At 40.1% G+C, this 12069-nt stretch carries 13 protein-coding genes; 8 read left to right on the top strand and 5 right to left on the bottom strand.

What is annotated here, in order from left to right; all coding sequences use genetic code 11:
* The first annotated feature begins 81 nt into the window (after positions 1-81).
* The 6 genes from ABJ384_RS06750 to ABJ384_RS06775 all read left to right on the top strand — a co-directional run bounded on the left by ABJ384_RS06750 (position 82) and on the right by ABJ384_RS06775 (position 6110).
* Positions 82-819 carry a PDZ domain-containing protein gene (locus ABJ384_RS06750; RefSeq protein ID WP_349929587.1) on the top strand — a complete coding sequence of 246 codons (738 nt, stop codon included), beginning with the start codon at positions 82-84 and terminating at the stop codon, positions 817-819.
* Between the two features lie 190 nt (positions 820-1009).
* Complete coding sequence (argC, locus tag ABJ384_RS06755) at positions 1010-2065, top strand: N-acetyl-gamma-glutamyl-phosphate reductase (RefSeq protein WP_349929588.1); 1056 nt, start codon at positions 1010-1012, stop codon at positions 2063-2065.
* Positions 2066-2143: 78 nt separating this feature from the next.
* Positions 2144-2899, top strand: a complete 756-nt coding sequence (locus tag ABJ384_RS06760; protein ID WP_349929589.1) for a DUF6776 family protein — start codon at positions 2144-2146, stop codon at positions 2897-2899.
* Positions 2900-2917: 18 nt separating this feature from the next.
* Positions 2918-3340, top strand: a complete 423-nt coding sequence (gene clpS, locus ABJ384_RS06765) for an ATP-dependent Clp protease adapter ClpS (RefSeq protein ID WP_349929590.1) — start codon at positions 2918-2920, stop codon at positions 3338-3340.
* Positions 3341-3349: 9 nt separating this feature from the next.
* Positions 3350-5626 carry an ATP-dependent Clp protease ATP-binding subunit ClpA gene (clpA, locus tag ABJ384_RS06770; RefSeq protein WP_349929591.1) on the top strand — a complete coding sequence of 759 codons (2277 nt, stop codon included), beginning with the start codon at positions 3350-3352 and terminating at the stop codon, positions 5624-5626.
* A gap of 130 nt (positions 5627-5756) precedes the next feature.
* Complete coding sequence (locus ABJ384_RS06775) at positions 5757-6110, top strand: YnfA family protein (RefSeq protein WP_349929592.1); 354 nt, start codon at positions 5757-5759, stop codon at positions 6108-6110.
* A gap of 25 nt (positions 6111-6135) precedes the next feature.
* On the opposite strand, the gene ABJ384_RS06780 is transcribed toward ABJ384_RS06775, so the two are convergent.
* The 3 genes from ABJ384_RS06780 to ABJ384_RS06790 form a co-directional block, all read right to left on the bottom strand.
* Positions 6136-6606, bottom strand: coding sequence for a hypothetical protein (locus ABJ384_RS06780; RefSeq protein WP_349929593.1), 471 nt, complete (start codon positions 6604-6606; stop codon positions 6136-6138).
* Positions 6607-6706: 100 nt separating this feature from the next.
* Entirely contained in the window at positions 6707-7627 is a 921-nt protein-coding gene (argF, locus tag ABJ384_RS06785) for an ornithine carbamoyltransferase (RefSeq protein WP_180043425.1), read from the bottom strand.
* A 114-nt stretch (positions 7628-7741) separates the two neighbouring features.
* The gene (locus tag ABJ384_RS06790; RefSeq protein WP_086196325.1) at positions 7742-8392 is read right to left on the bottom strand and encodes a TetR/AcrR family transcriptional regulator; all 651 of its coding nucleotides are present in this window, start codon (positions 8390-8392) and stop codon (positions 7742-7744) included.
* 335 nt (positions 8393-8727) lie between these two features.
* Between ABJ384_RS06790 and prpB the strand changes: the two genes are divergently transcribed.
* Both prpB and prpC read left to right on the top strand, forming a co-directional pair.
* The gene (gene prpB / locus ABJ384_RS06795; RefSeq protein ID WP_086174234.1) at positions 8728-9603 is read left to right on the top strand and encodes a methylisocitrate lyase; all 876 of its coding nucleotides are present in this window, start codon (positions 8728-8730) and stop codon (positions 9601-9603) included.
* Between the two features lie 37 nt (positions 9604-9640).
* Positions 9641-10777 (top strand): 2-methylcitrate synthase, encoded by a 1137-nt coding sequence (gene prpC, locus ABJ384_RS06800; protein WP_092819461.1) that lies wholly within the window; start codon positions 9641-9643, stop codon positions 10775-10777.
* A gap of 33 nt (positions 10778-10810) precedes the next feature.
* Here the strand turns inward: prpC and ABJ384_RS06805 are convergent, their stop codons facing one another.
* Positions 10811-11434, bottom strand: coding sequence for an aminotransferase (locus tag ABJ384_RS06805; RefSeq protein ID WP_349929594.1), 624 nt, complete (start codon positions 11432-11434; stop codon positions 10811-10813).
* Between the two features lie 2 nt (positions 11435-11436).
* Positions 11437-11913 carry a CinA family protein gene (locus ABJ384_RS06810; protein WP_349929595.1) on the bottom strand — a complete coding sequence of 159 codons (477 nt, stop codon included), beginning with the start codon at positions 11911-11913 and terminating at the stop codon, positions 11437-11439.
* Between the last annotated feature and the right edge of the window lie 156 nt (positions 11914-12069).

Raw genomic sequence — 12069 nt, forward strand, 5'->3', positions numbered from 1 at the left:
AATAATGATTGAATCCATAAGGATTTTTCATTTATATATTTAGGTTGCATGCAAAATTAAAATTATAAGAGAGAAATGATAATGATGAAGCTATTAGTATTATGCGGTGTTTTGATGCTGGCTTGTAGCGGTAATATAGTTCGTGCAGAGTATTACAGTGGAAAAAATGTACAAAGACAGAATCCAGAAATTTTTAAAGTAGATGATTTAGAAGAAAAGACACTTGAAATGCTGCAAGACGGATATGTACCCATATTTAAAGAAAAGTTCATTGATTATTCCTATAGCAGAAGCATGAGAGATATTCGAGAAAAAGCGTTGCTTCATGGCTCTCCCATTGCTGTTTTTAGCAGTGAATATCAAGGCAATAAGGTTATTTACGATACTCGGATGCGCGAGCCAGAGGCTGCAAGAATTTCAGGCAATGACAGAAATAAAAATGATGTGAATAATTTAAATAATATACCAGTAGGCACGATAGAAAGTAGGCCAGTCCGATATGCATCTTTAAATGATCAGTTTAGGGTAATTTATTTTTATAAATTTAATTCAATAACAGGTATTTACCCTGCTGATTTATTCGAAAGAGATAAAATTTATAACAGTATTCAATCAGGCGTCGTTGCTAAAGTGCTTAAGCGAGACTCTCCAGCAGAAAATGTTATAATGCCGCAAGATATAATTTTAAAAATGAATGACGAAAATATCAAAGATGTTAGCGCTTTTGTTGAAAGTTCAAATTATTTAAAAGGAAATACGGTAAAGTTTGAAATTCTGAGAAAAGGACAGAAAATACCATTAGAAATCAGTATGAAGTAGTATTTTTTGGCTAGCAAGCAGGCCGATTTTACCTTTACTATAATGTCGGCCTTATACTTTCTGAGAATATGTTTTCACTTAACCCGATAAAAACATCCGAATTGAAGTAATCTAAGCTAAAACAGTTCAGAAAACCAAAACTTCCTGTCATACTACGCAGTTACGAAATGGACACTTTAGGTTTGAGGTAGTGATCGTGATTACTGTTGGTATTGTCGGTGGTACAGGTTATACAGGCGTTGAATTGTTGCGTCTTTTACTACGACACCCAAATGTACAGGTTAATGTACTGACATCACGTACCGAAAAAGGTCGCCGTGTCGATGACATGTTCCCAAGCTTGCGCGGTCATACCGATCTTGAATATTCAGATTTAGACATTGATGAACTGAAAAAATGCGATGTGGTTTTCTTTGCAACCCCTCATGGTGTAGCAATGAAACATGCAGCAGAACTTGTTGCAGCAAATACTAAAGTCATCGACTTGGCGGCGGATTTCCGTTTGCAAGACTTGGAACAATTTGAAAAATGGTATGGTCTTGAACATGCCTGCCCAGATATTTTAAAAGATTCAGTTTACGGTTTGTCAGAACTGAATCGTGAAAAAATTAAACAAGCCGACGTGATTGGTAACCCGGGTTGCTATCCAACCACGGTACAACTGGGTCTTGCGCCGTTATTTAAACAAACTGAAGCATTGGTGAAACCGGAAAGTATTATTATTGATGCAAAATCCGGCGTATCTGGTGCAGGGCGTAAAGCCAGCCTAGGTATGATTTATTCTGAAAATGCCGATAACTTTAAGGCTTATGGCGTTGCAGGTCACCGTCATCATCCTGAAATTGTGGAGGCACTGGAAAATATTTCCGGTCTTAAAGATGTATTTAATCACATTTTATTTGTACCGCATTTAGTTCCTATGATCCGCGGTATGCTGAGTACCATGTATGTGGACTTAACTGATGCAGGTGATGCTACCGATTTGCAAAGCTTGTATGAACAATTCTATGCCAATGAACAGTTTGTAGATGTAATGCCTGCCAACAGCTCACCTGAAACACGTTCGGTACGCGGTGCCAACCAGCTTCGAATTGCCTTGTATAAACCACAGCCTAAAAAACTGGTTGTGCTCTCTGTACAAGACAATTTGGTGAAAGGTGCGGCAGGACAGGCAGTACAAAATATGAACCTGATGTTTGGCTTTGCTGAGAATGCAGGTCTTGCAGGTATTGGCTTATTACCATAAAAAACGTTTTTCGACTTCACACACATTTGGATTTGGATTTAAATGTGTGTTTTGAATGAATCAAAATAAGAGATGACGATGCCGAATTCTGACTCAAATACTCCGTCACAACTGAATTTCCTCAGTAAAAAACCTTTTCTAAAGGGTAATTTACCGCTGGCAATTGGTGCGGCCATTCTTGTTCTGGGAAGTGGTTTGCTGGGCTATTCAGTTGGGCATCGGCAAGGTTTGACTGTGGTTGGCTATGAAGCGGATGCCGAACAGCTGGTCGAAGTAGTGCAAAAGCAAAAAACCAGCCTGGAAATGCTGAATAAAAATTTGAATCTGGCAGTACAGGAGCGTGATGTTGCGGTCAGTAATTCAAATGATTTGTTTGCTGCTTTGAATCAGGCACGTGAAGATAAAAGTCAGGCTGAAGGTTTGAGTGCAATTTACCGTGAAGTGTTGCGTCAGCGTGGTGGTTTAAGCCTGACCATACAAAATATCGGCATTAAACCATTACCAGAAAATGCCTATGAATATCAACTTGATCTGGTTCAAATCAGTCCGAATAGACGGGGTGTTTCAGGAACTGTGGAGTTGCGTTTAATTCAGGGTACTGAAGTTTTGGTGGTTCCTATGGAAGACAAAAACTTTAACTTTGAAGATTATGAACGTTTAACCGGACGCTGGACCATGCCTAACGGCTTTACACCACAATTCATTGAGGTGCGTTTAACCGGAGCAACAAGTACACCGTTAATTAAGCGTTTTAGTTGGGGACGTGGTAAACCTATAGAGAGTCAATCGGCATTTATTTCTGAAATTCCTCAAGCAGAAGCAAATGCACAATAAATGTGAATTAAAAATCCTATGCGAATGAATAAGCGTCATTATTGTTTAAACACCATCAAAAATTCTTTTCATCAATCGGGATATGTCGACTGGCATATTAGTCCACGCTTAAGTAATGACTCGCAGGATGACGCTGAAGGGACTGACGGGGGTGTTGCGGTACAAACGGCTCCCCCTGAATTAAAGCGTCCCCCCTTATATGCTGTTGTTTTGATGAATGACGATTACACCCCTATGGATTTTGTAATTGAAATTTTACAACAATACTTTGCTTTGAATCTTGACCAAGCGACCCAAGTAATGCTAACTGTACATTATGAAGGGAAAGGTGTTGCAGGCGTTTATCCACGAGACATTGCGGAAACGAAAGCGAACCAAGTCAATAATTATGCTCGGTCTCAAGGTCATCCATTACTTTGTCAGATTGAGCCAAAAGATTAAGGGGATTACATGCTCAGTCGTCAATTAGAAGTATCATTACGTTTGGCTGTAAGCATGGCTCGTCAAAAGAGACATGAGTTTCTCACGGTTGAACATTTATTGTTGGCTTTACTTGATAATGACTCTGCAGTAAATGCGTTAAAAGCATGTGGTGCGGACATTATCGTTCTTCGCAAGGAGCTGGAAGAATATGTTGAGCAGCACACCCCTAAATTAAGCGAACATAGTGATCAGGCACCACATCCGACGGAAAGCTTTGATCGTATTCTGCAACGTGCAATTTTCCATGTGCAATCAAGTGGTGGAGATCGAACTGTTGAAGGTGCAGACATTCTTGTTGCGATGTATTCTGAACGTGATTCTTTTGCGGTTTACTTGCTTAAACGTCATCAAATTAATCGTTTAACATTAACTCAATATTTATCGCATGGTACACGTAAAGAAGACGTACCTGCTGAAGAGGAAGTGGAAGAGCTGGATGGAGAAACATCGAGTTCTTCAAATGCCGGCCCACTCGATCTATATACCACTAACTTGAATGCAGAAGCACAAAAAGGTAAAACAGATCCTTTGATCGGGCGTGAAAAAGAAATTGAACGTGCAGCACAGATTTTATGTCGTCGCCGTAAAAACAATCCTTTGCTGGTTGGTGATCCAGGGGTTGGTAAAACCTCGATTGCAGAAGGACTGGCTTGGCTGATTGTTAATGGTAAAGCACCGAAGCCATTAGCCCATGCAGAAATATATAGTCTGGATATTGGAGCTCTGGTTGCTGGAACCAAGTACCGTGGTGACTTTGAAAAACGCTTGAAACAACTCTTGAATGCGTTGAAAAAGAAACCAGAAGCTGTGTTATTTATTGATGAAATTCACATGATTATTGGGGCTGGTTCAAGCATGGGCAGTACCATGGATGCATCAAACTTAATCAAACCGGCTTTGTCGAATGGTTCGTTACGTTGTATCGGTTCAACCACGTTCCAAGAGTATCGCCAAGTTTTTGAAAAAGATCATGCCTTGTCACGTCGTTTTCAGAAAATTGATGTCAATGAGCCTTCAATTTCTGAAACCATTGATATTTTACGTGGCTTAAAATCGAAATTTGAAGATTTTCATCATGTCAAATATGATGATAAAGCACTGGTTTCAGCGGTAGAGCTATCCGCCAAGTTTATTAATGACCGTTTCTTGCCAGATAAAGCCATTGATGTAATTGATGAGGCGGGTGCTCAGCGCCGTTTGAAAGCCGAGCAAGACGATACGTTAATCACGGTTGAAAATATTGAAGATATCATCTCCAAGATTGCCCGTATTCCACCGAAAACAGTATCGAAAGATGATAAAACGGTGCTTTCAAATCTGGAGCGTGATCTTAAACGTGTGGTCTTTGGTCAGGATGAAGCCATTGAAGCACTTGGTTCTGCAATTAAATTGTCGCGTGCGGGCTTGAAATCACCGGAGAAACCTGTGGGTAGCTTTGTTTTTGCAGGCCCAACCGGGGTAGGTAAAACCGAAGTCACCAAACAGTTGGCAAAATTACTGGGTGTGGAACTGGTCCGTTTCGATATGTCGGAATACATGGAACGTCATGCAGTTTCACGTTTAATTGGCGCACCTCCGGGTTATGTGGGGTTTGATCAGGGCGGTTTGCTCACCGATGCCATTCATAAAAATCCACATTGCGTATTGCTGTTGGATGAAATTGAAAAAGCGCATCCTGATGTGTTTAATTTATTATTGCAGATTATGGATCATGGCTCGTTAACAGATAATAATGGTCGCAAGTCAGATTTCCGTAATGTGATTCTGGTTCTTACCACCAATATTGGTGCAGAAAGTATTTCACGTGCCAGCATTGGTTTTAGAGAACAAGATAATAGCAATGACAATCAGGAAGCAATGAAACGTGCATTCTCTCCAGAATTCCGTAACCGTCTGGATGGGGTGATTCAATTCAAGGCATTGCCAACGACAATTATTGAAAATGTCGTGGATAAATTCCTGACTGAACTTCAGGCGCAGCTGGATGATAAAAAAGTCATTCTTGAAGTGGATCAAAGTGCACGTGAATGGATGGCCGAAAATGGCTATGACCGTTTGATGGGTGCTCGTCCAATGCAGCGTCTGATTCAGGAACACCTGAAAAAACCGCTTGCCGAGATGATTCTCTTTGGTGAACTGGCAGAACATGGCGGCAATGTTGCAGTTTCAGTGAAGAAAGAGAATGGCAAAGCAGTCGGCCTTAAACTCGAAGTGTTTGAAGATCAGACTGCGGAACCTGCGTAATTAAAAATAACTCATAAAAACCCGTGTTCGCACGGGTTTTTATTTGCTTCAATCTAAATTTTTTGTGTTTTACCTCAAGTATGATTTTTAAAATCTTTAGAAAAATGAAATCGGATGTGACCTTCAATTTATGGACATTCAAATTACCAAAGTCTTAAACACGGTCTTTTTATTTCTTGTCACTGCTGTGATGGAAATTCTGGGGTGTTATTTTCCCTATCTTATTTTAAAGCAGGGAAAAACTCAGTGGTTTTGGATTCCAGCGGTCCTGGCATTGGCTGCATTCGTCTGGTTACTCACTCTACATCCTGCTGCATCGGGACGAATTTACGCAGCCTATGGTGGAATTTATATTTTTACCGCACTGATGTGGTTAAGATTTGTTGATCAGGTGGCATTAAGTCGCTGGGATTTACTGGGTGGAATTGTAGTGATAATTGGGGCAAGCATTATTATTTTACAACCGCAAGGTTTGATACGTTAGTTAGCCTAACGTATCAAACGACTGTTTAAAAAGAACATTCACTGTTCTTAATCTTAAAGTCATAGTTTTTACTTTCGGATGACAATTTTAATTCAACATGATAGGGATTTACACGTTGAAATTCATTTTCAAACAACAAGCTGCAGTTCTGCAAAATATTTTTTCTCAGCAGTTTTTTGACTTCCTTGTCACCAACATCTTGGGCAAACTGGGTAAAATCAGGCGTGGTGATAATGCCTTCAATTTTTACCCCATTCGCGCTCATTTGGTATTTTTCCATCAGCATGTTTTGATCGATCTGGAAAGGCAATGTGCGCGAATCTTCATCACTGATGACATCTAAAATCTCATTCAGCGCTTTATGGTCTTTAATTTTATAAGATGAATCTAGAATCTGCTTTTTAACAAAATATTGATCGAGCTCGGTGGCTTTGGCATGTGTGGTATTAAATATAAGAAAAGTGCTTAAACAAAAAAATATTGTTTTAAATAGCATGATCATAATCACTTAAAATGTTTATGACTTAAATTAAACAATTTATAGGCATAAAAAAAGCACCCGAAGGTACTTTTTTAGAAAACTTGAGGCTGAAAATTTAATCTTTCTTTAAATTTTCATTAATTAAGAATTCAACCAGTGCTTTTTGTGCATGCAGGCGGTTTTCAGCTTCATCCCAAACCACAGCATTTTTGTGATCAAGCATGTTTTCTGAGATTTCTTCGCCACGGTGAGCTGGCAAGCAGTGCATGAATAAGCAATCTGGGTGAGCAAGGTCCATTAAGCGTTCATTGACCTGATAATCAGCAAAGGCTTGTTCACGGATTTTTTGCTCTTCTTCCTGTCCCATGCTTGCCCAGACATCAGTCACAATCAGATCTGCATTTACCGCAGCATCTTCAGCTGAATCGACAAGTTCTACACAGTGGGCAAATTCAGTCAGGAATTTTTCTTGTGGTTCATAGCCTTTAGGCGCAGCAATTTTTAATTTAAAGCCCCACATGTGTGCAGCTTCAATATAAGAGTTGCACATGTTGTTGCCATCACCAATCCAGGCAACGGTTTTACCTTCAATTGAACCACGGTGTTCAAGGTAAGTTTGCATGTCAGCCAATAGTTGGCAAGGGTGGTGATCATCTGTTAATGCATTGATTACAGGTACTTTTGAGTAAGAAGCAAAACGCTCAACGATATCATGGCCGAAAGTACGGATCATTACGATATCCAGCATGCTTGATATTACGCGTGCCGAATCTTCAACTGGCTCACCGCGACCAAGTTGGGAGTCACGTGAAGAAAGAAAGATTGCGCTACCACCGAATTGACTCATGCCAGCTTCAAACGAAACACGTGTACGAGTACTCGATTTTTCAAAAATCATACCCATGACTTTACCAACGAAAGGTTGGAAAACTTCATTGTTATGCTGCTTACGCTTGAGTTCGATCCCGCGTTGCAAAATTTGGTTAAGTTCTAAAGTCGATAAATCACGTAAAGTTAGAAAGTGACGGAGAGCCATCATTTACTCCACAATAACCGCTGAAAATAAATTATCAGTAATTAGTTGTTGGTTGGTTAAGAAAAAAATACGGAATCGGCTAATATACTATATGCGAGGAAAATTGCAAAAAATCTAACGGGGTTGATGGCCTTCCAGGAAGCGATCTACACAATAAGTAATGTAATTGATGGTTTCTTGATCATTTTCACGGATTGGTACACCCATAAGTACGCACCATTCAATATTGCGGATAATGCCAAAATACAGTTGAGCAGAATAAATCGGTTGTTTACAGTGAATAATCCCGATTTCATCGGCTTTGGTTAGCGCATTGGCTATGGCGATTTGAATATGCTTTGGACCCTGTTCGTGAATGTAAAGAGCAAGCTGTGGGCTGCGCTGTGTCTGTTCAATAATTAAACGAAGGAAGGCTACATTTTCTGGAAGCATCAAGTGTTGCTTAACATTTATCAGGGTTTGGATTAAATAGACACGAAGATCATCTTTACCGTGTTCAAAAGGGATGCAGATATCTTTAAAAAACTGTTCCCGACGATAATCACAAATTGCTTTGAATAAGCCTTCTTTATTGCCAAAGTATTTATAGATTGAAGCCTTAGATCCGCCTGCATGTTGCACAATATCATCCAGTGATACTGCATCGTAACCACGTTCTAAAAACAGGTCGGTTGCACTGACTAATAATGCCACACATCGCTCATGACCACGCTTGGTTGGTGGTATATCTTTACCTAAAGGAGCTAAATGGGCGATTTTATGCATATTGGATAAAAAACTAACAATTAAATAGGAGGGAAATTGTTATTATAACAAATATATGTACAGTGTGCTGTGTAGAAGTGTACTCGCGTACGGCATGATTTGAACTGAAAAAGTCATTATTTCAGAAAATAGCTCAAATTAGCTTATTTAGCGTACAAAAAAGCTGTGTTTATCAAAAATAAATAATATCTAATATCACGAAAATTTATTGTGCAATAAATTTGAGAATTATTTGACTAAAGTTATAGAGTAAAAATTCTAAAGAGTCATGGCCAAACAGGGGTTTATGGATATACTCAAACTTCGATAAATAAAGTGAAACTGTGGAAAGGAAGATGACACAACAAATGTCTGCAGGCTTAAGATTTAGACAAGCACTGGAAGTTGAAAAGCCATTACAAATTATCGGCACAGTGAATGCCTATGCAGCCATGATGGCGAAAGAAGTGGGTTATAAAGCCATTTATGTATCGGGCGCAGGAGTTGCCAACTATTCTTATGGATTGCCTGACTTGGGTATGACCAGTTTGGACAATGTTCTAGAAGATGTACGTCGTATCACTGAACGTGTCGACACGCCTTTACTTGTAGATATTGATACGGGATGGGGCGGAGCATTTAATATCGCCCGTACTGTTAAACAGATGATTGCGGCTGGTGCTGCAGCCGTTCATATTGAAGATCAGGTTGCACAAAAGCGTTGTGGTCACCGTCCAAACAAGGAAATTGTGACCCAGCAGGAAATGGTTGACCGTATTAAAGCAGCGGTGGATGCCAAGACTGATTCAAACTTTGTGGTGATGGCGCGTACCGATGCCTTGCAAAAAGAAGGTTTACAAGCGGTGATTGACCGTGCATGTGCATGTGTTGAAGCTGGTGCGGATGCGATCTTTGCTGAAGCGATGACTGACATTACCATGTATCGTACAGTGTGTGATGCTGTAGGTGTGCCTGTATTGGCAAATATTACCGAATTTGGTGATACGCCTTATTACACCGTAGATGAGTTGGGTGAACAAGGTATTCGTATGGTGCTTTATCCACTGTCTGCGACACGTGCAATGCAGAAAGCGGCATTGGAAGTGATGCGTTCTATCCGTGAAAACGGTACGCAAGTGAATGTATTGGACAAGATGCAACAGCGTAAAGAGCTTTACGAGTTTCTTGATTATCATACGTTTGAGAACACTTTAGATAAATTGTTTAAATAAATTTTTTAAATAAATAATTCAAAATGGAGAATTAAAAATGGCTGAAGGAAAAGTACTGACAGGTGCAGGATTACGTGGACAGGTTGCAGGTAAAACCGCACTTTCTACTGTTGGTAAGAGTGGCGCAGGCTTAACCTATCGTGGTTATGATGTGCAGGATCTGGCGGAAAATTGCCAATTTGAAGAAGTGGCTTATCTTATCTTCTTTGGTGAATTGCCAACGACTGAACAGCTTGCGGCTTATAAGGCCAAATTGAAATCTTTACGTCAGCTTCCACAAGCGTTGAAAGAAGTGTTGGAGCGCATTCCGGCAGATTCACATCCAATGGATGTGATGCGTACCGGTGTGTCCATGCTGGGCAACTTGGAAACTGAAAAATCTTTTGATGAGCAGCAAGATGTTGCCGACCGTATTTTGGCGACTTTACCTGCAATCATCTGCTATTGGTATCGTTATAGCCATGATGGCGTGCGCATTGAAGAAAATACCGATGATGATTCAATTGGTGCACAATTCCTGCATTTACTGCGTGGTGAAAAACCGAATGAATTGCATGAACAGGTGATGAATGTGTCGCTGATTCTTTATGCAGAGCATGAATTCAACGCGTCTACATTTACTGCGCGCGTGTGTGCATCTACTTTGTCTGATATGCACTCATGTATTACTGGTGCTATTGGTTCACTTCGTGGTCCATTACACGGTGGTGCCAATGAAGCAGCGATGGAAATGATTGAAAACTGGACCTCTCCAGAAGAAGCCGAACGCGAAATGCTGGGTAAGCTGGAGCGTAAAGAAAAGATCATGGGCTTTGGTCATGCTATCTATAAAGACAATGACCCGCGTAATGGCATCATCAAGATCTGGTCTGAGCGTCTGGCTAAAGATGTAGGTGATACCGTGCTTTATCCGGTATCAGTACGCTGTGAAGAGGTGATGTGGCGCGAGAAGAAACTGTTCTGTAATGCAGACTTCTTCCATGCATCTGCTTACCACTTCATGGGAATTGCAACCAAACTGTTCACGCCAATCTTTGTGATGAGCCGTGTAACAGGCTGGGCAGCACATGTAATGGAACAGCGTGCAGACAACCGTATTATCCGTCCAAGCGCGGATTATACCGGCCCTGAACTGCGTAAAGTGGTTCCAATTGCAGAGCGTACTGCAGCTTAAGATAAAAGCATGAATAAAGCCTCTTCGGAGGCTTTATTTTTTTGCATTCAGTAAAACCGGATCTTCAATACTGTAGCCTGTTTCATAAGGGATGCCCAGGTATTTAACTACCGCTAGAATCTTCTGTTGCCGGGGAATCTTGTAAGCTTGGGATATGCTTAATCCGTGGCGATAATCGATCGCCTGATGGATCTGGCTTTTCAAGCTTTTACTGCTGAGTTGGTATGTATAAGTATATTTCGGAATATATTCTTTCGGGTCATACCAGGATTTCTCTTTAGAGGTGGTTTTCTTTAAAACCTGAATCTTGATGCTTGATTTAGGTAGTGGTGCAAGAGGGTTAAGCCGCTTTTTAATTTTTGCTATTTCCTTATCGAACTGCCGACTATCCTGGTCATAATCAATTTTCTTGGTTTTAGAATTAATATATAGCGAATTCACCTGAATCAGCTTTGCCGGTTGTTGGGTGTTTTTAAATTGATAATAATAAAGTTGCGGTAGGCGACCACGACCATCAAGATAATGTTTAAGCAGATAGACTTTTTGCTCTTTGCTTTCATAGCCCAACACTTCAATATTTTGAGGGCCACCTACAGTTGCAAAACAGGTGCAGGGTAGCAGTATCAGACTAAATACGAAAGTTTTACTGTTAAACATCCTTAAACTCCCTGAATGAGTTGGGTGACTTCATCTGCAATGTATTGAGTTAAAACATCAAGGCGTTTTAATGGGGTACCCTCAATAAAATATTGAAAATTGTGTATTTTATTTAAATATAAAATTGAGGTGAAAAATGTGCCTTCAGGTTTATTTTCTGTTGCGCTACCGCCAGGTTTCAGTAAACCCGTGCAAGCAACAATAATATCGGCTTGAGTAAAGAGATTTTTTCCTTGCCTTGCCATTGCTTCTGTGACTTCAGCAGATTCTGCGGTGTATTTTTCTATCAGTTCAGCATCAATATGCAGGATATTGATCTTGATTGAGGGATCATAACTGACCAGCCCACCCAGTAAAATTTCTGCGCCACTGTTTTTGCAAATAGAAAACTGACTGGAAAGATAGCCAGAACTGGCACTTTCAATAAAAGCAATTTTTAACTGATGTGTTTCAAGCAAATCACAACATTGTTTTAGCATAGGTTTGTGTCTCAAAATCAATACTATTTAGTTCAAATTTTTTATCTTGGGTAGACTTCACTCAAAAATATGGTGAAAGACAAAAAATCAGTTTTTCATTTTTCGGTTCATGTTTTTTAAATCTATGTTCTTTGTGCTTAACTTTATCTCGATCGT

Origin of the sequence: Acinetobacter sp. A1-4-2, assembly GCF_040233925.1 — a bacterium.
Lineage (GTDB): Bacteria > Pseudomonadota > Gammaproteobacteria > Pseudomonadales > Moraxellaceae > Acinetobacter.

Excerpts from the sequence above, each read along its gene's own strand:
- ABJ384_RS06805 (WP_349929594.1), bottom strand. The coding sequence starts at position 11,434 with ATGTTTAACAGTAAAACTTTCGTATTTAGTCTGATACTGCTACCCTGC.
- ABJ384_RS06760 (WP_349929589.1), top strand. The coding sequence starts at position 2,144 with ATGCCGAATTCTGACTCAAATACTCCGTCACAACTGAATTTCCTCAGT.
- clpS (WP_349929590.1), top strand. The coding sequence starts at position 2,918 with ATGCGAATGAATAAGCGTCATTATTGTTTAAACACCATCAAAAATTCT.
- ABJ384_RS06810 (WP_349929595.1), bottom strand. The coding sequence starts at position 11,913 with ATGCTAAAACAATGTTGTGATTTGCTTGAAACACATCAGTTAAAAATT.
- prpB (WP_086174234.1), top strand. The coding sequence starts at position 8,728 with ATGACACAACAAATGTCTGCAGGCTTAAGATTTAGACAAGCACTGGAA.
- ABJ384_RS06750 (WP_349929587.1), top strand. The coding sequence starts at position 82 with ATGATGAAGCTATTAGTATTATGCGGTGTTTTGATGCTGGCTTGTAGC.
- ABJ384_RS06790 (WP_086196325.1), bottom strand. The coding sequence starts at position 8,392 with ATGCATAAAATCGCCCATTTAGCTCCTTTAGGTAAAGATATACCACCA.
- argF (WP_180043425.1), bottom strand. The coding sequence starts at position 7,627 with ATGGCTCTCCGTCACTTTCTAACTTTACGTGATTTATCGACTTTAGAA.
- ABJ384_RS06775 (WP_349929592.1), top strand. The coding sequence starts at position 5,757 with ATGGACATTCAAATTACCAAAGTCTTAAACACGGTCTTTTTATTTCTT.
- ABJ384_RS06780 (WP_349929593.1), bottom strand. The coding sequence starts at position 6,606 with ATGCTATTTAAAACAATATTTTTTTGTTTAAGCACTTTTCTTATATTT.
- prpC (WP_092819461.1), top strand. The coding sequence starts at position 9,641 with ATGGCTGAAGGAAAAGTACTGACAGGTGCAGGATTACGTGGACAGGTT.
- clpA (WP_349929591.1), top strand. The coding sequence starts at position 3,350 with ATGCTCAGTCGTCAATTAGAAGTATCATTACGTTTGGCTGTAAGCATG.